At 60.9% G+C, this 19,581-nt stretch carries 22 protein-coding genes and 1 tRNA gene; 12 read left to right on the top strand and 11 right to left on the bottom strand.

What is annotated here, in order from left to right; translation table 11 throughout:
* Window positions 1–78: 78 nt before the first annotated feature.
* From katG to IZ6_RS09565, 3 genes are all read left to right on the top strand, one after another.
* Window positions 79–2,265, top strand: a complete 2,187-nt coding sequence (gene katG / locus IZ6_RS09575) for a catalase/peroxidase HPI (RefSeq protein WP_222874838.1) — start codon at window positions 79–81, stop codon at window positions 2,263–2,265.
* 134 nt (window positions 2,266–2,399) lie between these two features.
* The gene (locus IZ6_RS09570; protein ID WP_222874837.1) at window positions 2,400–3,077 is read left to right on the top strand and encodes an HAD-IA family hydrolase; all 678 of its coding nucleotides are present in this window, start codon (window positions 2,400–2,402) and stop codon (window positions 3,075–3,077) included.
* The gene (locus tag IZ6_RS09565) at window positions 3,074–3,826 is read left to right on the top strand and encodes an ATP12 family chaperone protein (RefSeq protein WP_225873884.1); all 753 of its coding nucleotides are present in this window, start codon (window positions 3,074–3,076) and stop codon (window positions 3,824–3,826) included. Before IZ6_RS09570 ends, IZ6_RS09565 begins: the two co-directional genes overlap by 4 nt.
* Here IZ6_RS09565 and IZ6_RS09560 read toward each other — a convergent pair.
* The 4 genes from IZ6_RS09560 to IZ6_RS09545 all read right to left on the bottom strand — a co-directional run bounded on the left by IZ6_RS09560 (window position 3,812) and on the right by IZ6_RS09545 (window position 5,082).
* Window positions 3,812–4,105, bottom strand: coding sequence for a hypothetical protein (locus IZ6_RS09560; protein ID WP_222874836.1), 294 nt, complete (start codon window positions 4,103–4,105; stop codon window positions 3,812–3,814). The genes IZ6_RS09565 and IZ6_RS09560 overlap by 15 nt on opposite strands.
* A 117-nt stretch (window positions 4,106–4,222) precedes the next feature.
* Complete coding sequence (locus tag IZ6_RS09555) at window positions 4,223–4,501, bottom strand: hypothetical protein (protein ID WP_222874835.1); 279 nt, start codon at window positions 4,499–4,501, stop codon at window positions 4,223–4,225.
* Window positions 4,502–4,666: 165 nt separating this feature from the next.
* Window positions 4,667–4,751 (bottom strand) — tRNA-Leu (locus IZ6_RS09550).
* Between the two features lie 88 nt (window positions 4,752–4,839).
* The gene (locus tag IZ6_RS09545; protein ID WP_222874834.1) at window positions 4,840–5,082 is read right to left on the bottom strand and encodes a FliM/FliN family flagellar motor switch protein; all 243 of its coding nucleotides are present in this window, start codon (window positions 5,080–5,082) and stop codon (window positions 4,840–4,842) included.
* 62 nt (window positions 5,083–5,144) lie between these two features.
* Here IZ6_RS09545 and lipB point away from each other — a divergent pair, with 62 nt between their 5' ends.
* Entirely contained in the window at window positions 5,145–5,867 is a 723-nt protein-coding gene (gene lipB / locus IZ6_RS09540) for a lipoyl(octanoyl) transferase LipB (RefSeq protein ID WP_222874833.1), read from the top strand.
* Here the strand turns inward: lipB and IZ6_RS09535 are convergent.
* Window positions 5,864–6,118: an acylphosphatase gene (locus IZ6_RS09535; protein ID WP_420825545.1), complete on the bottom strand. Its 255-nt coding sequence runs from the start codon at window positions 6,116–6,118 to the stop codon at window positions 5,864–5,866. The two genes, lipB and IZ6_RS09535, sit on opposite strands and share 4 nt — an antisense overlap.
* 152 nt (window positions 6,119–6,270) lie before the next feature.
* Between IZ6_RS09535 and IZ6_RS09530 the strand changes: the two genes are divergently transcribed.
* Entirely contained in the window at window positions 6,271–7,062 is a 792-nt protein-coding gene (locus IZ6_RS09530) for a response regulator (protein WP_222874832.1), read from the top strand.
* A 65-nt stretch (window positions 7,063–7,127) separates the two neighbouring features.
* Here the strand turns inward: IZ6_RS09530 and IZ6_RS09525 are convergent, their stop codons facing one another.
* From IZ6_RS09525 to IZ6_RS09510, 4 genes are all read right to left on the bottom strand, one after another.
* Entirely contained in the window at window positions 7,128–8,069 is a 942-nt protein-coding gene (locus IZ6_RS09525) for a hypothetical protein (RefSeq protein ID WP_222874831.1), read from the bottom strand.
* Between the two features lie 152 nt (window positions 8,070–8,221).
* The gene (locus IZ6_RS09520; protein ID WP_420825582.1) at window positions 8,222–9,130 is read right to left on the bottom strand and encodes a glycosyltransferase family 92 protein; all 909 of its coding nucleotides are present in this window, start codon (window positions 9,128–9,130) and stop codon (window positions 8,222–8,224) included.
* Window positions 9,127–10,053, bottom strand: a complete 927-nt coding sequence (locus IZ6_RS09515) for a glycosyl transferase (RefSeq protein ID WP_222874829.1) — start codon at window positions 10,051–10,053, stop codon at window positions 9,127–9,129. Before IZ6_RS09515 ends, IZ6_RS09520 begins: the two co-directional genes overlap by 4 nt.
* 278 nt (window positions 10,054–10,331) lie before the next feature.
* Window positions 10,332–11,168, bottom strand: a complete 837-nt coding sequence (locus tag IZ6_RS09510; protein ID WP_222874828.1) for a glycosyltransferase — start codon at window positions 11,166–11,168, stop codon at window positions 10,332–10,334.
* Between the two features lie 205 nt (window positions 11,169–11,373).
* Here IZ6_RS09510 and IZ6_RS09505 point away from each other — a divergent pair, with 205 nt between their 5' ends.
* The 6 genes from IZ6_RS09505 to IZ6_RS09480 all read left to right on the top strand — a co-directional run bounded on the left by IZ6_RS09505 (window position 11,374) and on the right by IZ6_RS09480 (window position 16,370).
* Window positions 11,374–12,402, top strand: coding sequence for a GSCFA domain-containing protein (locus IZ6_RS09505; protein ID WP_222874827.1), 1,029 nt, complete (start codon window positions 11,374–11,376; stop codon window positions 12,400–12,402).
* 2 nt (window positions 12,403–12,404) lie between these two features.
* Window positions 12,405–13,049, top strand: a complete 645-nt coding sequence (locus tag IZ6_RS09500) for a class I SAM-dependent methyltransferase (RefSeq protein WP_222874826.1) — start codon at window positions 12,405–12,407, stop codon at window positions 13,047–13,049.
* Between the two features lie 3 nt (window positions 13,050–13,052).
* Window positions 13,053–13,757 (top strand): metallophosphoesterase, encoded by a 705-nt coding sequence (locus IZ6_RS09495; protein ID WP_222874825.1) that lies wholly within the window; start codon window positions 13,053–13,055, stop codon window positions 13,755–13,757.
* 79 nt (window positions 13,758–13,836) lie between these two features.
* Complete coding sequence (locus IZ6_RS09490) at window positions 13,837–14,964, top strand: S-(hydroxymethyl)glutathione dehydrogenase/class III alcohol dehydrogenase (protein WP_222874824.1); 1,128 nt, start codon at window positions 13,837–13,839, stop codon at window positions 14,962–14,964.
* Entirely contained in the window at window positions 14,964–15,638 is a 675-nt protein-coding gene (locus IZ6_RS09485; RefSeq protein WP_222874823.1) for a glutathione S-transferase family protein, read from the top strand. The genes IZ6_RS09490 and IZ6_RS09485 overlap by 1 nt, the downstream gene beginning before the upstream one ends.
* Before the next feature lie 186 nt (window positions 15,639–15,824).
* Entirely contained in the window at window positions 15,825–16,370 is a 546-nt protein-coding gene (locus IZ6_RS09480) for a glyoxalase superfamily protein (protein WP_222874822.1), read from the top strand.
* Window positions 16,371–16,414: 44 nt separating this feature from the next.
* Here the strand turns inward: IZ6_RS09480 and IZ6_RS09475 are convergent, their stop codons facing one another.
* On the bottom strand, window positions 16,415–17,068 hold the full coding sequence (locus IZ6_RS09475; RefSeq protein WP_222874821.1) for a hypothetical protein: 654 nt from the start codon (window positions 17,066–17,068) through the stop codon (window positions 16,415–16,417).
* Between the two features lie 158 nt (window positions 17,069–17,226).
* Window positions 17,227–17,886 carry a hypothetical protein gene (locus IZ6_RS09470; RefSeq protein WP_222874820.1) on the bottom strand — a complete coding sequence of 220 codons (660 nt, stop codon included), beginning with the start codon at window positions 17,884–17,886 and terminating at the stop codon, window positions 17,227–17,229.
* Between the two features lie 138 nt (window positions 17,887–18,024).
* Between IZ6_RS09470 and mgtE the strand changes: the two genes are divergently transcribed.
* Complete coding sequence (gene mgtE / locus IZ6_RS09465; protein ID WP_222874819.1) at window positions 18,025–19,428, top strand: magnesium transporter; 1,404 nt, start codon at window positions 18,025–18,027, stop codon at window positions 19,426–19,428.
* The last annotated feature ends 153 nt before the right edge of the window (window positions 19,429–19,581 follow it).

Genomic DNA, 19,581 nt, shown 5'->3' with positions numbered 1-19,581 from the left:
ATTCAAACTGATTTGAGCTTATCCCTTGGCGAGGGCATTTTGACCGCCAATTCGTCCAAGCCACCGAAGGGAAACGCCGTGACCACCGACGCCAAATGCCCGTTTTCGGGAGATGCCCCCAAGCCTGCGCCGCGCGGCCGCGGAAACCGCGACTGGTGGCCCGAAATGCTCGATCTGCAGGGGCTGCACCGGAATTCGGATCTGTCCGATCCGATGGGCAAGGCATTCGATTATGCCGAAGAGTTCAAGAGCCTCGATCTGAAAGCGGTGGTGAAAGACCTCACCGCCCTGATGACGGATTCGCAGGACTGGTGGCCGGCCGATTTCGGCAATTATTGCGGCCTGATGATCCGCATGGCCTGGCACAGCGCCGGTACATACCGCATCACCGACGGCCGCGGCGGCGCGGGCGCCGGACAGCAGCGCTTTGCGCCGCTGAATTCCTGGCCGGACAACGCCAATCTCGACAAGGCGCGCCGCCTGTTGTGGCCGATCAAGCAGAAATACGGCAAGAAGATTTCCTGGGCCGATCTCATGATCCTCGCCGGCAATGTCGCGCTTGAATCCGCGGGTTTCAAAACCTTCGGCTTCGCCGGCGGCCGCACCGATGTGTGGGAACCGGAGGAGCTTTATTGGGGCCCCGAAGGCACCTGGCTCGGCGATGAGCGCTATAGCGGCGAGCGCGAACTCTCCGAACCGCTCGGTGCGGTGCAGATGGGCCTCATCTATGTCAATCCGGAAGGTCCGAACGGCAATCCCGATCCCATCGCTGCGGCGCGTGATATTCGCAGCACGTTTTTCCGCATGGCGATGAACGATGAGGAGACCGTTGCGCTGATCGCCGGCGGCCACACGCTCGGCAAGACGCATGGCGCGGGCGATCCGTCCTTTGTCGGCGTCGATCCGGAAGCGGGTGCCGTCGAACAGCAGGGTCTCGGCTGGACCAGCACATTCGGCACCGGCATCGGCGCAGATACGATCACCGGCGGTCCGGAAGTCATCTGGACGCAGACGCCGACGAAGTGGAACAATCTCTTCTTCGAAAACCTCTTCAAATATGAGTGGGAGCTGACGACGAGCCCGGCCGGCGCCAAGCAGTGGACAGCGAAGGGCGCCGAGGCGAACATCCCCGATCCCTTCGATCCGAAGAAGAAGCGCGTACCGACAATGCTGACGACGGATCTGTCGCTGCGCTTCGATCCGGAATACGAGAAAATCTCACGCCGCTTCTACGAAAATCCGGATCAGTTCAACGACGCGTTCGCGCGCGCCTGGTTCAAGCTCACGCATCGCGATATGGGGCCGAAAGCCCGCTATCTCGGCCCGCTCGTGCCGAAGGAAGATCTGGCCTGGCAGGATCCGATCCCGAAACTCAATCATGAGGTCGTCAGCCATCAGGACATCGCCGATCTGAAGGCGCAGATCCTCACGTCCGGTCTGACGGTCGCGCAGCTCGTTTCCACCGCCTGGGCCTCGGCCTCGACTTTCCGCAATTCCGACAAGCGCGGCGGCGCCAATGGCGCGCGCATCCGCCTTGCGCCGCAAAAGGACTGGGAGGCCAATGAACCGGCCCAGCTCAAAAAGGTGCTGGAAAAGCTGGAAGCGATCCGCAAGGAATTCAGCGGCAAGCAGAAGGGCAATGACAAGCGCCTGTCGCTGGCCGATGTAATCGTCCTCGGCGGCGTCGCGGTGGTCGAGAAGGCGGCCAAGGACGGCGGCGTCAATATCGCGGTGCCGTTCACCCCGGGCCGTATGGACGCCTCGCAGGAGCAGACGGATGCCGCGTCCTTTGCGCCGCTCGAGCCGCGTGCCGATGCGTTCCGCAATTATGTGAACAGCAAGAAGATCCAGTTCCTGCAGGATGAAGAAGCGATGGTCGACCGGGCGCAGCTTCTGAAGCTGACGGCGCCGGAGCTGACGGTGCTTCTCGGCGGTCTGCGCGTGCTCGGCGCCAATACCGGCGACAGCAAGCATGGTGTGTTCACCAAGAAGCCGGGCGCGCTGACCAACGACTTCTTCCTCAACCTGCTCGATATGAGCACGGTGTGGACGAAGGCGGGCGAGATCTATGAAGGCCGCGACCGCAAGAGCAAAGCGGTGAAGTGGACGGCGACCCGCGTCGATCTCATTTTCGGCTCACACTCGCAGCTTCGCGCCTTCGCCGAAGTCTATGCCTGTGCGGATTCGAAGGAGAAGTTCGTCCGCGATTTCGTCGCCGCCTGGACCAAGGTGATGAACCTCGACCGTTTCGACCTGCACCGCTGAGCGGCTCAAAGCCGACGGTATCAGGGGCCCGCCGGGGCGATCCGGCGGGCCTTTTCCGGTCTTAGGCATGCGCTGTTGCGGCCATTGGCGGGGAGGGCGCAAACGACTAAATGAAGGCCCGGAAAGGCCCCCACGTGAATCTCGTTATTTTCGACGTCGACGGCACGCTCATCGACAGCCAGAACATGATCGTCACTGCCATGGATCGCGCGTTCGCCGCCCATGGCCTGGCAGCTCCCTCGCGCGCCGAGGTTCTGTCGATTGTCGGCCTGTCGCTGGAAACCGCGATGCGGGCGCTGGTGAAGGAAGAGGCGGATGCGCTCGCGGGCCCGCTCACGGAAGCTTATAAGGCCGCCTTTTTCGATCTGAGGCAGAGCGAGGAGCATCACGAGCCGCTATTTCCCGGCGCGCTTGCGGCGCTCGACCGGCTGTCGGGGCGCGAGGACGTCGTGCTCGGCATCGCCACCGGCAAATCTCGCCGCGGCGTCAATGCGATCATGGACCTTCACAATCTGCATGGCCGCTTCGCGACGATCCAGACCGCCGACGATCATCCATCCAAGCCCAATCCGGGAATGGTCTCGGCCGCCATCGCCGAGACCGGCGTTCTGCCGCAGCGCGCGACCGTGATCGGCGACACGACCTTCGATATGGAAATGGCGCGGGCCGCCGGTGCGCGCGCCATCGGCGTCGGCTGGGGCTATCACCCGAATGAGGCGCTGGCGGCCGCGGGCGCACAGATCGTGCTGTCGCATTTCGATGAGCTCGACCGCGCCCTCGAAGCGCATTTTCTGGAAGAGGCCGCGCGATGAGCGAAACCGAAGGCCCGATGCAGCGCGCGCAGCGCCTGATGCGTCCCGAACTCCCCAAGCGCTTCTACAAAAGCGCCGAGGCTGCAAAGCAGGAGGGCGGCTACGGCGTTCTGCTGGATGGCCGCTCCGTGCGTACGCCGGCAAGGAACATCGTCTCTGTTCCCGGAGAAAAACTCGCGCTCGCTCTCGCCGAGGAATGGAATGCGCAGATCGATGTGATCGACCCGGCAAAAATGCCGCTGACGCGTCTTGTCAATTCGGCGATCGACGGCGTTGCCAGGGAAGCCGATGCGGTGCGCGCCGAGATCGTGAAATATGCGGCGTCCGATCTCCTCTGCTATCGCGCCGAGGCGCCGGAGCGTCTCGTCGAAAATCAGCGCGCGAAATGGGATCCGGTGCTCGATTGGGCGCATGAGACGCTCGGTGCGCGTTTTGTGCTTGCGGAAGGCATTGTCTTCGTCGAACAGCCCGCGTCATCGCTTGAAGCGATCTCCGCGGTGCTGGAGCGGCTCGATATATTCCGCCTCGCCGCGGCGAGCGTCGTCACGACGCTGACCGGTTCGGCGCTTCTGACCGTGGCTTTGATTGAAAAGCGGCTCACCGTCGACGAGGCCTGGGCGGCCGCGCATGTCGACGAAGACTGGAATGCCGAATTGTGGGGCGAGGATGATGAGGCGGCGGAGCGGCGCGCGGGCCGCTTTGCGGAAATGCAGGCCGCCGCCCGTGTCATCGATTTACTGCGGCGGTAGCTGTTCCTTGCGGTGCACCAGCCGCAGACATTCGGCCGCCGCGCGCCCGTGCTTGCGGGCATCCTGTTCGGTCATTTTGTTCGACTGCACCAGCGGCTCCAGATAGGGCCGCACGGCCTGTTCGAGGGTCGATTTGGCTTCGACTTTGCTGATGCCGAAATTGTAGACGCTGATCGCGGGCTCGGTGAGATTTTTGGCGCACAGATCGGCTTCCGCCCGATCGGCGAAAGCCGGCGTCGTGAGGGCCATAAGAGACAAAGCGGTCAGACTGCGGATCATGAAAGTCCCTCCCGTGGTGCGTAACGAAAGCATATTCCACGGCGGAAGGTTCCGGAAAACGAAAACTCCCGGATACCTGCAGGTATCCGGGAGTTTTAAGCCGGACATGCCGGATGATTACTTGCGATGTACCAGCCGCATGCACTTGGCGGCTTCTTCGCCGATCTTGCGGCCTTCGGCTTCGGTGATCTTGCCGGCGTTATAAAGCGGCTCAAGATGGGCGCGCACGGCCTGCTCAAGGGTTGAGCTGGCTTCCACCATGCCGACGCCGGCGCGGTAGGTCTTCAGGGATTCTCCGCTGAGATTCTTCGCGCAGGCGTCCGCTTCGGCACGGTCGGCCAGCGCGGCGGTGGGAAGGGCGAGAAGGGCAGCAAGAACTGTCACGGTGCGGAGCATGAGACCTCACGAAATTGCAGGGTAGTCAGTCGGATTAGCCGTTCCTGCTTGAACGGCCGATGAACGCCTTCGGTGAGCTCAATTGTGCACTTTTTGGCCTGAGTCCAAACGTAAAAATACAAACGGCGGCCGAGGCCGCCGATGTTTTTTACAGCACTGTGATTATGGTGCGGTCGAGAAGACTCGAACTTCCACGGGTTGCCCCACAGCGACCTCAACGCTGCGCGTCTACCAATTCCGCCACGACCGCGAAAAGAAAGCCGGGTCGAAACCCGGCGCGGCGCGTCTGTAACAAATCGAAGTGGGTGGTACAAGCCCGATCGGGCCTGATCCGGGGCCTAGCGCGAGTCGGTCGCACGCTTGAGGATCTGCTTGACCTCGACGGCGATCCGGTTGCCGATGACGACGATGGCGCCGCGGGCGATCGGCATGGAATTGGCCATGATCGTGACCTCGTCGTCCTCGGTCGCATCCAGCTCGATCACCGCGCCGCGGCCCATGCGCAGAAGCTGGTGGACGGGCATAGTGGTCTCGCCGAGCGTGACCGATATATCGAGGCGGATGTCGTCTAGACTTGCCATGGAATCCCTTAAACGCGGTCCCACCGGGGACGGCCCAAGGTCAGCACGGTTATGGTTAATCCATGCTTAACAGCCTGAAACCCTTCGGTCCTTCGGGCCCGGCGGCCCCCGTGGAATGGCGGGTCAGCCCAGGGCTTATCCCTTATGAGGCGGCAGTTGCGGCCATGGAGGCCCGCGCAGAGGCCATAGCCGAGGGCCGTGCGGATGAGCTGGTCTGGCTGCTGGAACACCCTCCGCTCTACACGGCGGGCACCAGCGCCCGCGAGGAGGACCTTCTGGATGCCGCCCGGCTCCCCGTCTTTAAAACGGGGCGGGGCGGCCAGTTCACCTATCACGGCCCTGGCCAGCGGGTAGCCTATGTGCTGCTCGACCTTAAACGCCGCAGGCCCGATGTCCGGGCCTTTGTGGCAGCCCTCGAAGAATGGCTCATCCGGGCGCTGATTCCTTTCGGGATCGAGGGGGAATTGCGCGACGGCCGGGTCGGTGTCTGGGTCCGCCGGCCGGACAAGGGCCTGGGTGCCGAGGACAAGATCGCCGCCCTCGGCGTGCGGGTGCGGCGCTGGGTGAGCTTTCACGGCATCAGTCTCAATGTGGAGCCGGATCTCGGCCATTACGGAGGCATCGTGCCCTGCGGCGTGCAGGGGCCGGGCGTGACCAGCCTCGTCGATCTCGGGCACCCGGTTTCGATGGATGAGGTGGATGCGGCGCTTCTGACGGCCTTCCGGGATGTCTTCGGCGATGTCCGGCAGGAAGAGGGCGCCCCGCTCGAACTGGCCCTGCCTTAAGCGTCGCGCAGCACCGAAAACCCGCCATTGCCGAGCGCGAGTTCTTCTTCGGTCGCCGGGCGCCGACAGACATGATCGACGGACGCGGCAGGGGGCCCGCGCCGGATCAGAAGCAGCATGCCTTCAATGTCCGCGCGGGGGCCGCAGAGCAGGCCCTCGACCCGGCCGTCCCGGCGATTGCGCACCCAGCCCTTGAGGCCGCGTTTGCGTGCCTCGCGCTGCAGCCAGGCGCGATAGCCCACGCCCTGCACGCTGCCGCGGACTTCGAAACAGATATCGGCCAGGTAGAACTCCTATCACAATTCAGACGTGTTATACTTTCGGATATTAGATAAACTAAGATTTAAGTCTCCCTACGTAGTTTCCCTGGTCTCTGGCCGCGTCCGGGGGGACTGCCGTGAATGTGAGCGCAACTGCAATTCGCGTATTGGTGGCCGACGATTCAGCCACCGTCCGAAAACTCTTCATCGAGTTTGCGAAACATTGGCCATCGCCCGTCGAGGTGATCGAAGCCGAGGACGGAGAAGTCTGTCTGAAGCTGCTCGGAGAGCAGCGTTTCGATATGGCGTTTCTCGACGTCCATATGCCCGGCATGACCGGCATCGAAGCGCTGTGCCGTGCGCGTCAGCAGGGCAACCAGACCTTCGTCGTGCTGATGTCCGGACAGCCGAAATCCGAGATCGTCGAGATTGCGCGCAAACTCGAAGCCTACGACTTCCTCGCCAAGCCGTTTCCGGGCGGCGACCTCATTGCGATCTTCAAAACCTATGAGCGGCTGGTGCAGCCCGTACGGGCGCTTCTCGTCGACGACTCGGCGACGGTGCGCCGCGTCATTTCAAAGATCATCGATCAGTCGATCTTCCGCGTGACGATGGACGAAGCCGGCACCGGCATGCAGGCCGTCGATCTCTGCGACAAGGGCCGCTACGACGTCGTTTTTCTCGACATGAACATGCCCGATATTGACGGCCCGCAGACGCTGGCGCGCCTGCGTTCGAAAAATCCGAATGTGCGCGTCGTCGTCAATTCGAGTGAGCCGGAAGAAAACGTGCTGCGCCGCTTCGGCAATCAGCGCGTCGAAATCTTCCTGAAGAAGCCCTTCTATCCGAAGGATGTCGATCGGGCGATGCGTACCGTCTTCGATCTGCCGACGCCGTATCGCATCGAGACCGCGGCGCCAGCGCCTGCGGCTTAAAGAAAAATCCCGGGAGCACACCGCTTCCGGGATTTGTTGTCGTGCAGCTGCGAAAAGCGGCGTTCTTACGCCGCCCATTCGAAGAGCGGCTGCAGCGTCGGATGCAGGTTCGACGCCTCGGTGCGGATGCGCTCCAGCATGATCTTCTCGATTTCCGACAGCATGCCGTCTTTCTTCACCTGGGCCGAGAGCCATTCGGCTTCGGAGGCGGTGATGATCTCATGGCCGCTGGTGTCGGCGGACGGCGTATTGTCGGGCAGGCTGTAATTGGCGAGCAGTCCGTTCGAGAGCGAGGCGAGGACGCGCGCCGTAAACGACATCGGATCGACGCTCTGGTCGTTCAGCCAGCGGCCGCGGCGCAGCGCGATTTCGCGGCTCGGCGCGGTATAGCCCTTCGCCGCCATCAGAAGATTGGCGACGGCTTTGGCGAAGAAGTCCGCCCAGCTCGCGGCATTGTCGCTGTCCTTCGTCGCATTGGCGATGTCGAACAGGATTTCGGCCTCATCGCGGGTGATGGCGATGCTGCCTTCGCCGGCCGAGGCGAAAAGCGTGCGGCGCAGGATTTCCACTTCGTGCTCGGTCACGGTGTTGCGGCTGTCGCCAAAGAGAACGGCGTGGCGAACCTGTTTCAGCGTGAACTTGTGCAGTTCCGGCGGTACCGACACGGCGGTTTCCATCACACGGACGAGAAGTTCGAGTTCGTTGGGCTTCACCGTGGCGTCGCGCGTGATGCGGTTCATCAGCCAGCGGGCGTTGGCGCTGTCGACGTAGCCGCGCGGCTGTTCCTGCTGGACGATGAAATCGGTGAGCGCTTCCACAAAAAAAGCCCGCCATTCGGGGCAGGGCTGGGACATGCATTCATCGAGAGCCATGAGCGCTTCGGCGTCGGTTTGCGATACGGTCGCGTCGTCGAACACCGCAAGGCGCAGAGCGAGAACGTCTTGCGGACGCGCATCTCGTTTTTGCCGCAGGGTGGAGACCAGCGGAGCAAGGGAAGAAGAGGTCATCGGAGATAAGCCCCCTAGGCTTGATAGCGCCCAAACATGTAGCAGCGCGCCGTTACGATCTGTCTAAAAGACAAGGTTACGCTGGAGTTTATGGGTGATTCGAAGGGGCTTGGATTACCGGTTAAACCATTGCCTGAACTATCGAAACCAGATCAGAGTTTGATCCCGTTGCGGTTGAGGAAAGCGATCATCTGGCCGTCCTCCACCATGTCGGACTCGATGCTCGCCATGGCCGTCCGCACCCGCGTTTCATAGCGCAGGCGCGAGGCCGGGGAGGCGGGTCCGCGCGCCAGTTTGGCCTCCAGCTCTTCCTTCGATTTCGAATAATAGTGGTTCAGCTGCAAAGCGCCGCTCGAATAGAAGGCCGGGCTCTTGCGGCCCTTGCGCGTCGTGACATAGCCGACATCGTTGCAGGTGTTCTCGCCGTGCAGACGCGTTTTGAAATGATGGATCGAGACTTCCGTCACTTCGCATGGATCGACGACGCATTTGAAGTTGCTGGCGTTCTTTTTGCGGCTGAGCGGGTCCGCGCCGCGCATCGTATAGTTCTCAAGGATCGGCCCGGGCGGGCGCCTGTCGTGATTGCTGGTCCCGAACATGTGCCAGGGCAGCGAGACGTTCGGAAAGCCGTTCACGCGTAAAAGCGCTTCCTCGACGGTCTTGCCGGATTTCGGCAGTAGAAACTCGTCGGCATCGATAAAGGCCATCCAGCGGTAATGCCGGCCGAAGTTTAAAATGGCATGCGAAAACGCGATCGCCTGGCTGTTCAGGATCTGATACGAGCTGACATCGACGGTGCGCAGCGACCAGGGGATGATGGTGAAGCTGTCCGCGGGAAGCGTGCGTTTGATCTCGCTGACCGTCTCGTCCGTCGAGCCGTCGTCATAGATGATGAAATGGCGAATGCCGACGGCGCGGTGATAAGCCAGCCATTCGGTGATGTAACTACCCTCATTGCGAACGGTTGCGGCAATCGCCACCCCGGCGCGGTCCGGCGCCGGCTCGGGCGGCTTGATCGCGATCTGCTTTGTATAGGGAGGTTTTTTGAAAAGCCTCATCAGGTCTTGCGCTTTTCGAACCGGTTGTCGTAGGCGAAATCGTGCCTGTTTAGCACGGATGTCGGCGAATGATTGAGGAGTTCGATCTCGTTGGACGCGCAGATGGTTCGGCCGAGCAGAAGATGCGACAGGATGCGTCCCTCCGCCCGCTTAAGCCCGGAGGGCGCTCGGCTTCCATTGCCTTCATAAAACCGCGGTTCGTTGGCGTTCGAAATATCGATGCCGATCAGCCCGATCGATTTCGGGCGGCAGTGGATGGCAAATTGCAAAGCCGAGATCACAACCGATCCGCCCTGGAACACGCCAAGATCAGGCGCAAGAGAAATGCCGGCATCGCCGTCATGGCTCATCGCCACATGCGATCTCGTCTTGAGGTCGCCGAGCTTGGGCTTCGGGGCGTGATAGGGCTTTCTTATATCGTCGATCAGAACGATCTCGCGTTCTGTGAACCAGGCGGCATCGATCTCGCAGATGGCGCGGATGACACCGACCGACAGGATGCAGGGCACGCCGGGGGGCACCTTTGCCCGAAACTTCGCGAAATGCCGCCAGATGAACCGCTCGTCTTCGATAATGACCGCAAGCGGCCTTTCGATCTGCGAGCCGATCAGCTCGAGCGCGCCGTTCAGAAGGATTGCCGAGCCCGGAGCGATGGCCGACAAATCCATCATCAGCACCGAGGGGCCCGATCCGATGATCTGGATCGCAGCCGCACCGGCCTTATCCTTCAGCCGGTCGGCCGGGATGAACCGTCCGACCTTGCGGCCCCGATAGACGATTGTGCCGGGCTCTCTGCCGTCGGCCTTCCGGAGTTCCAGAAACGGTGTCCAGTTGTGGGTGTGCGACCATCGGGGCCCGAGCGCGAGCGCAGCGATCTTAATCGCTCGGCGACGCAGCGGTCGGTCGGATGCCCAGGGCGCTTTCATGTCGATCGGATGTAATAACGAAATAATCAGCAGCGCTGAAGGTGCGGCGGGGACGCGGAGACCGAGGATTGCATCCTATGATTGCAGTTCATCTTTTGCGCGTTCTCGAAGGCGTAGATCATCGGAAGGATTCCCTCACAGATATTAGCCGGGCCGGATTGGCCGCGCGATCACATGCCCGAGGGCAAGCGTCTGATTTCACCGTCCTTTACGCAACCCCAGCCTTCATATGTCGCGCCTGCAGCCTCTGCGGTTCAAGCCTCAGGATCGAAAGACGGTCAGTTGTGAATTTTGGAGTCTTTGCGCAACGCGTAGACAATGCGGCTAAGCCGCATATTCGCGGGTTTCAGAAATGTCCTGAAATAGGGCCGCTCTTCCGCCGGCCGTGAATCCATCACTGCTATTTCCGCCTCTGTCATATACTGAAAACGGTAATGACCGCGATGCAGTAATATCAGCGATCGCTTTCGTTTGCCGCGACGAAAGACCGTCGGAAACGGCACCTGTGCCATAATTGTGCTGAATGGAAACACGCGCTGGCAACCCAATGCAGTTAGCGCGCGCGCATTGTTGCGTTCGCCCTCCTGGAAACTCCACTTCAAAGCCTTCAATCGCTCAATATTTGTGATGCCGGCATCGGCATAGGATGTTGTCGCGTTGTAGCGATAGGCGCGCTGCTCCGGCAGCACTTCATAATTACCGCCACGGCGAAGGAATCTTGGATCGATTTGGATAAGGCTAGGGTTGTCTTCGAAAAGCCTCGAGTACTGCTTCCGAATATCGTTTGAAAACGGTCGCACGAACTGCATGTCATCCTGGATCATGAACAGATAGGTCCAGCCAGCCGTATGTGCATATTCATACATGCGTTGAATATTGACGTATAAGTTGCCGTGCCGCCGGCCCTGCTTGTGGTCGGTGGAACGAAAAACCTCAACGAACATGTCCTCGTACTCAGAAATGACCTTGAGTGTTTCGGCATCCCGGCTGTCATCGTCGATGACGACAACGGAAAACCCCGCGCACATATCGCGGATCGACTGGAGACACGTCCTGAGCGCAGGCCCCATATTATAGGAGAAAATACACAGTAGCGTGTTCGAGGGATCGATCATCTCGGATGAACTCGTCGGCGGACGCGCCGGATTCTCCTTTAGAATCCGCATCGCTTGGGCGGGGCACCGGCTTTCGTACACGCCTCGTGCCGCTGTTCAAAGAAAGAAACTCACAGGCTTGGCCGGCTTCGCGGAATCTCCTTGCTGGCCGGGCATCTCCTTGAGACAGTGAAGCGTGCGCGGAATCCCTTATGAGGCCATAGGGATGAATAATATCGGGGCAGTGATGAAGCGGCTGGCGCGGCGGTGCCGGGTTGCGGCTGCCTCGATCATACGGCCGACCTTCAATCTCGTCGCGACTGAGCGGGCCAATGCCCGGTTCGGCCAGTTTGCCGATCAGCGCAAGATTACCATTCAGCGCCGGCCGATCTTCACGAAGAACGATGTGTTTTTCGCAATGGGCAGCTGCTTTGCCGAGGAAATCCGTAAAGCGCTGACCGGAAAGCGCATTGAATGTGTGCCGCACTACAAGGATGTGGCCTTTGCGGAAAATGATGTATCCGCACCGGAGTTGAAGAACGATCATCTCAGCTACTACAACACTTTCAGTGTTCGCCTGCAGCTTGAGCAGGCGCTCGGCCTTTGGCGGCAGGATGCCGGTGATTATTGGCTGACGAAACGCAGCGCCGAATATCGCGTGCCGTGGGAGGGGGGCGTCTATCAGGACCCCTATAAAAGGGTCATTCGAGCTGCCGACCCCGAAAACCTCACCGCCGTCATCGATGCCATCAACGCCGAAACGGCCCGCGGTTTTCAGACCGCCACCGCGTTTCTTTTCACCTTCGGCATGACCGAGGTCTTCATCAACCGCAAAAGCGGCAAAGTCGTCTGCCAGAAGCCCTCTTATGGGGGTGGCGGCGGGGCGGATGAAACGGAGCTGCATGTCAGCAGTTTTGAAGAGAATCTCGATAATGTGCTCGCCATCGTCGACCTCATCCGGGCGCGCAAGCCCGATGCGCCGATCGTTATGTCGGTCTCACCGGTTCCTCTTGCGCGGACCTTCCAGAATACGGATGTAATGACAGCGAGCATCGAAGGAAAATCCATTCTGCGGGCGGTTCTCGGGCGCGCCGCGCGCGAGCGTGAAAACGTCTTCTATCTGCCATCCTACGAGCTCGTCGGCGCGCTGGGCTTCTTCGAAGGTTACCGCAAGGACCTGCGCCACGTGGAACGGACGACGGTGAGCCAGATCACCGATGCGTTCTTCGACGCCTTTTTTGTCGAGGCGGCATAGGGGTGAGAAAACTGTTCCTCGATGTTGGCGGAAATTGTGGTCAGACCCTCGAGGAGGTACTGAAGCCATCATATCTCTTCGACCTAATCTATTTTTTCGAACCCGTTGCCGAACCGTTCACCGAAGCATCGCGCCGGTTCGCAGACGAAAGGCGTGTCGAATGGTGTCCTTTTGGCCTTTCGAATCGCAATGGTAGCTTCACTGTTTATGGTTCGGGTGTCGGGATGTCGGTTTATGCCGGCAAAGGCGGTGAGAAGACCTGCTTGACAGGGGAGCTCGTCAGCGCCAGCGCCTTTTTTCGCGACCATATATCCGAGGACGACCTCGTCGTGATGAAACTGAACTGCGAAGGTTCAGAATGCGACATCATGAATGATCTCTTGGATTCAGGGGAGATCCGTAAGGTTCGGAACGTGATGATCGATTTCGATGTTCGCAAAATTCCGGATAAAGCGCACGAAGAGGCTGAACTTATGGAGCGTATGCGGGAGAGCGGCTTCAGCCGCTATTCCCTGCAGAAAAAAGTAATGAAAGGGAAGACACACCAATTGCGTCTTCGAAATTGGCTCACCGGGCTTCGTTTCGCCGACCAGATCACGACATATCGTAGATCGTGGTCCTTGAGCGCGCTGTTTTTCGGTCGCTAGCGGATGACCAAAACCTATGCCGTTCCCGATCTCCACGGGCGGTGGGACCTGCTTGAAATCGCCCTAGCGCAGATCGAAGAAGAACCGCCGGGAAAGATCGTGTTTCTCGGCGATTATATCGATCGCGGTTCGGGCAGCCGTGAGATCGTCGAATGCCTGATCGACGGGCCGCGGCCCGGCTGGAGCTGGATCTGCCTGAAGGGCAATCACGAAGAGATGATGGTCCGCACCATCATCGGCGGGCGCGATCCAAGCCCCTGGCTCGGCAATGGCGGCGATGCGACTTTGCGCTCCTATGGTCAGCCTTTCGACGGCAGCTATCAGCCCGAGCTTGTGCCGGTCTCGCACGTCCTATGGATGGACAGCCTGCCTCTGCTGCATCGCGACATCCATCGCGTCTATGTTCATGCCGGCGTGGATCCGTTGAAGCCGCTCGATGCGCAAGATGCACATACATTGCTCTGGAAACGCTATCCGGAAGATTACGACGAGGGGCATTCCGGCTTTCATATCGTCCATGGGCATCAGCCCTATGAAGACGGGCCGCTCTGCCTCAAAGGGCGCACCGATCTCGATACGCTCGCCTGGGCGACCGGACGTCTCGTCATCGGCATTTTCGACGACGATGTTCCGGGAGGGCCCCTCGATTTCATCATCATCGAGGAAGAGGCTCCGCCCAAAGAGGCCGATGAGCCGGCGATTGATTGAACGAAAATAGCAGGCTTGGGCGCTACCGGAACCGCGCCGCCTGACCCATAATCGACAACAATAAAAGGGAGGATCGTTCATGGACGTGCGTGCAGCGGTGGCGGTCGGAGCGGGCAAGCCCCTCGAAATCATGACGGTCCAGCTCGAAGGCCCGAAAGCCGGGGAAGTCCTGATTGAGATCAAGGCCACCGGCATCTGCCACACCGACTGGTTCACGCTGTCAGGTGAAGATCCGGAGGGCCTCTTTCCAGCCATCCTCGGCCATGAAGGCGCGGGCATTGTTCGCGAGGTCGGCGCCGGGGTCACATCGCTGAAACCCGGCGATCATGTCATTCCGCTTTATACGCCCGAATGCCGGCAGTGCCCGTCCTGCCTGTCACGCAAGACAAATCTCTGCACCGCCATCCGCGCAACGCAGGGGCAGGGGCTGATGCCCGACGGCACCTCGCGGTTTTCCATCGGCGGCAAGAAAATTCACCACTATATGGGCTGCTCGACCTTTGCGAATTTCACGGTGCTTCCCGAGATTGCGGTGGCGAAAGTGCGCGAAGACGCGCCTTTCGACAAGATTTGTTACATCGGCTGCGGTGTAACGACAGGCATCGGCGCCGTCATCAACACGGCCAAGGTCGAGCCGGGCTCCAAAGCCATCGTTTTCGGTCTCGGCGGCATCGGCCTCAACGTCATTCAGGGCCTGCGGCTTGTCGGTGCCGATATGATCATCGGCGTCGATATCAACAACGACAAGAAGGCCTGGGGCGAGCGTTTCGGCATGACGCATTTCGTCAATCCGACGGAGATCGATGGCGATGTCGTGCCGCGCCTTGTCGATATGACAAAGCGAGGCGCCGATCAGATCGGCGGCGCGGACTACACGTTCGATTGCACGGGATCGACAAAGGTCATGCGCCAGGCGCTCGAAAGCTGCCATCGCGGCTGGGGCGAAAGCATCATTATCGGCGTTGCCGGCGCGGGGCAGGAGATTTCGACACGGCCCTTCCAGCTCGTCACCGGCCGCGTCTGGAAAGGCACGGCCTTTGGCGGTGCGCGGGGCCGCACCGATGTGCCGAAAATCGTCGACTGGTATATGGACGGCAAGATCGAGATCGATCCGATGATCACCCATACGATGCCGCTCGAAGACATCAATAAGGGCTTCGATCTCATGCATCACGGCGAGAGCGTGCGCGGCGTCGTCGTGTTCTGATGGCGCTGACGCTTTATCTGCATCCGCTCGCCTCGTTCTGCCACAAGGTCCTGATCGCGCTCTACGAGAACGAAACGCCGTTCATGCCGCATATCGTCGATCTGATGGATCCGGATGCGAGCGCGAGCTTTCTCAGCCTATGGCCGGTCGGAAAAATTCCGGTCCTGCGCGATGAGGCGTGCGACAAGACAATCCCGGAAACGACGATCATCGTCGATTATCTGGAGCAGTATTATCCGGGTCGTCAAAGGCTCATTCCCGAAATCACCGAACAGGCCATCGATGCGCGGCTCTGGGACCGCTTTTTCGATCTTTATATCCACGTGCCGATGCAGAAGATCGTCATCGATAATTTCCGGCCTTCCGGCGAAAACGACCGGCACGGCGTCGCGGAAGCGCACGCCAATATTCTGACGGCGTATGGCATGCTGGAGCGGCATCTTTCGGACAAGGTCTGGGCCATCGGCCAGCGCTTCAGCCTTGCCGACTGCGCGGCGGCCCCGGCTCTGTTCTATGCGGGGATCACAACGCCCTTCGACGGCGCCTATCCGAATATCGCCGCCTATTTCGACCGGCTGGTCGAGCGGCCGTCCGTCCGGCGCGTCATCGACGAAGCGCGGCCTTATTTCCCGATGTTCCCGCTGAACGATCGCATTCCCAAGCGCTTCCTTTAAAAGCCCGGCTTGCCCGCCCGCCGGTCCTTGCGCTAGCTTCCGCTCCGGCTGATACGGCCTGCCGCTCGCGCCCTTATGGGATGGTGAACGTATCTCTTCTGCATGTCCTGTCCTTCAGACGGCGGATGTGTCGGCAATGCGAGCCCTGACCGAAATTTCCGCCGTGTGAAAACGGATAGGATCATCATGCGCACTTTTGTGAACGCCAAGGCGATGGCGAAGACGCTCGAATCCGCGCTTGCCGCGCGCGACGTCAAAATTTCCCATAGCGCCGCTCTCGAAATCGTCGCCGAGCAGTTCGGTTTCCGCGACTGGAACACGCTGTCGGCCCGAATTTCCAGCGAAGTGCGGACTGACAACGGCCAAATTTCCATCGAACCCGCGATCCCGGTTTTGCGCAGTTTTTCGGAAGACAAGGCGCGCGAATTCTATGAAGGCTTTCTCGGCTTCCGGACGGATTGGGAGCACCGGTTCGCGCCGGACCTGCCGCTTTATCTGCAGCTGTCGCGCGGCGGCGTCATTGTCCACATCAGCGAGCATCACGGAGATGCGACGCCCGGCGGCACGGCCTTTGTCCGCATGACCGGCATTGAGGCCTATCACCGCGAGCTCAACGCCAAGAAGTATCAGAACATGCGGCCGGGCGTGGAGAAGGTCGATTGGGGCCTTGAGATGACGGTGATCGATCCGTTCGGAAACCGGCTGCGGTTCTGCGAACAGCGGCACGTGTGACGGCAGTCTCGCGGCGACGCGCAGACGCGCCGCCGCGATCTCCTTTACTGAATCCGCGGAGCTTTCTGTGCCGGTGCGGGCGCAGGTGCAGGTGCAGGCTGCGGTGCCGCAAGTGCAACGGGCGTGCCCTTCGCCGCGGGTTTCGGAACCGTGCCCGGAGGCGTTGCGGCAGGCGCGACAACAGAAGGCGGGTTCTTCCGTGCGATCTTTGCTGCTTTCGAGCCATACACACGCGCCAGAACCTCGGACGCAAACTGTGTCGTCAGCATCTCTTCGACCTCGGCCTCCGTCTGCGATATTGCGACCACCGCGCCGATAATCCCGTCTGCGGGCACTGGGTCGGAAGTTATCATCTGCATCTTGGTGTCTTCTGCCAAAGTCGTAGTATCGACCACCGAGACATCGGCCCTGATATTATTTGAATCGCTCAACAGCAGCGACAGAGCCGGATTTTTCTTGTGATAATGGGTGATCGAAACGCGCAAGGTCTTTGCGTTACCGACAGCGCCATAGCGCGAGGCTTCTGCAAGAGTCTTTACGCGGATCGTTTCGGCCAGCGCCGGCGATCCCATCGGCTTTGCGAGGGTAACCTCGACATTGTTCACATGGCTCGGCGGGTGCTTCCAGAGCGCGCCCTTATGGGCGCTGCAGGCCGACAGTCCGAGAGCCGTCGACAGCACGATTACGCAACGCAACACTGTTTTCACGGTCGTTCCCCCCAGCCGCCTGAAAACGCTAGTTGAACTGCCCGTGGGATGGAATTGATTGGTTGTATGAACCGAGCCTACTGTGTTCAAAATACAACATAAAAGTTGCTGCGGCCGCAGGCAGCCGGCCGCGCTTTTTCCGATCCGCTTTAGGGCCTGAACGTCGTTACAAACCGGTATTCCGGCTCAGGCTTTGACAGAAGCTCGCTGAGCGGAACTTCGAACTCGGCGCGCGTTTTGTCCGGCGAGACGGTCCCTGAGCTCTCGACAATCTCTTTGGCCTCGACCGCCCAGCCTATGCCTTTGCCCGCGGTCGAGCCGAAGATCATGGACTGCGCCGCTTTGGTGATCTCGTCGGCGCCGGCCAGCGCCTGAACTTCCGGCGGCGGGCTCAGCACAACCGTCAGCCGCCACAATCCGCCGCCTGCGGGTTCAAGATCGTAGACGAGGGCATTGCCGGCGGTCGGAGGCGCGTCTTTCGGCAGATAGGACTTATCGGCCGCGACCTTGGCGATCTGGGCGAGCGAGCCCTGGGCCTTCATCAGACAGATCTGGTCCGGGCCCTCGGCCATGGTCTCGACCGTGACCTTGAGGCCGAGCTTCTCGGCGGCCTCCTTGTCGGCGCAGAACGGGCGGTCCGCGAGCCCCGGCACGCTCTGGGCAGCGGCGATGGTGGAGGCCGGGACGGCGGCCCTCACTTCGAACACCGCCTCGCTCTCGCTGGTGACCTTCAGCGTCTGGCCGACATCGAAACAGCCTCCCAGGGCAAGACACAGGGCGGCGAGCGGGGCGAAGCGGGCAAGACGCATGAGGGACCTCGGGAAGGGAATCGAGAGGAAGGCGTTCGCCATAATCTATTGCTGTGTGGCCAATCCATGATCGCCCATTGCCCGGAGCGAAGAGATCGCTACAAGGGCCTGAAATCAGCCCTTTAGCCGGAGCCTTAAATGGCCGAGCCGGACCTCCTGACGCCCGAGCCTGACGCGCCCGCCCCGGAGGAGGCGGAGGGCCATGTCACGGCTGCGCTTGTCGAGGCCGTCAGCGAGACGATCCGCACCGGCGATGCCGAGCGGCTGAGATCGCTGGTCGGCGATCTGCATGAGGCCGATCTCGGCGAACTCCTCGAAGCGCTCGATGCGGATGACCGGCCCGGCCTGGTCGAGCTTCTCGGCGATCAGTTCGACTTCACAGCGCTCACCGAAGTCGACGAGAGCGTCCGCCTCCAGCTGCTCGAAAGCCTGCCGACCGATGTGACGGTCGAGGGTCTGCGCGAACTCGATAGCGACGACGCCGTCTACATTCTCGAAGACATGGAGGCCGAGGACCGTCAGGAAATCCTCGAACGCCTGCCGCTGCCCGAACGCGCGGCGCTGACGCGAAGCCTCGATTTCCCGGAAGAGACGGCCGGCCGCCGCATGCAGACGGATTTCGTCGCCGTGCCGCCCTTCTGGACGGCCGGACGCACGATCGACTATCTGCGCGAAATGAAGGATGCGCCGGAGACCTTCTACGAAGTCTATGTCATCGATCCGGCCTTCAAACTTCTCGGTACCGTGCCGCTCGACATGCTGCTGCGCAGCCCGCGCGAGGCGCGGCTCGAAAGCATTCTGAAAGACGAAGTCCGCGAAGTTGCGGCGACCGAAGACCAGGAAGAGGCGGGACGCCTCTTCCAGCGCTACAATCTCGTCTCCGCGCCGGTGACGGACGAAGCGGGGCGGCTTGTCGGTGTATTGACGGTCGACGACATCGTCGACGTCATCCACCAGGAAGCCGATGAAGACATCAAGGCACTTGCCGGCGTCGGCGACGAAGAACTCTCCGACACGGTGTTCCAGACGGCGCGCGGGCGCTTTCCCTGGCTGCTCGTCAATCTCCTGACGGCCTTCCTCGCTGCATCTGTGATCGGCCTGTTCGAAGGCACGATCGAGCAGATGGTGGCTTTGGCGGTCCTGATGCCGATCGTCGCCTCCATGGGCGGCAATGCCGGAACGCAGGCCATGACGGTGACGGTGCGCGCGCTGGCCATGCGCGAGCTCGGCCGCCGCAATGTCCGCCGCATCATCGCGCGCGAGGTTCTGGTCGGTCTCGTCAACGGCGTTTCGCTGGCCATGGTGCTCGGCGCAGGGGCGGGCCTGTGGTTCCGCAATCTGGACCTTGGCGTCGTCATCGCGACCGCTTTGATCGTCAATATGCTGGTCGCCGGCCTTTTCGGGACGCTCGTTCCCCTCAGCATCAACAAGCTCAAGCTCGACCCCGCCGTGGCCTCCGGGGTCTTCGTCACGACCGTGACGGATGTCATTGGTTTCTTTGCCTTTTTGGGTTTGGCTACGTGGTGGTTCGGGTTTCTCTAACCCTGCTCAAAAAGCATGGCTGGTAGGGCCCGCCCGCATTGCGTGCGGCCTGCGGGGGGCGTATACCGGCGCGCCTTTTTGCGGCGGCACATTTTCCGCCAAGCCGCGTTCTAAAGGTGCAAGCGCCGCTCCGGCGCGTCACGGGCTTAAAGT

Origin of the sequence: Terrihabitans soli, from assembly GCF_014191545.1 — a bacterium.
GTDB classification, from domain to species: Bacteria; Pseudomonadota; Alphaproteobacteria; order Rhizobiales; family Methylopilaceae; genus Flaviflagellibacter; species Flaviflagellibacter soli.
This window is presented reverse-complemented; position numbering and strand designations above follow the sequence as displayed.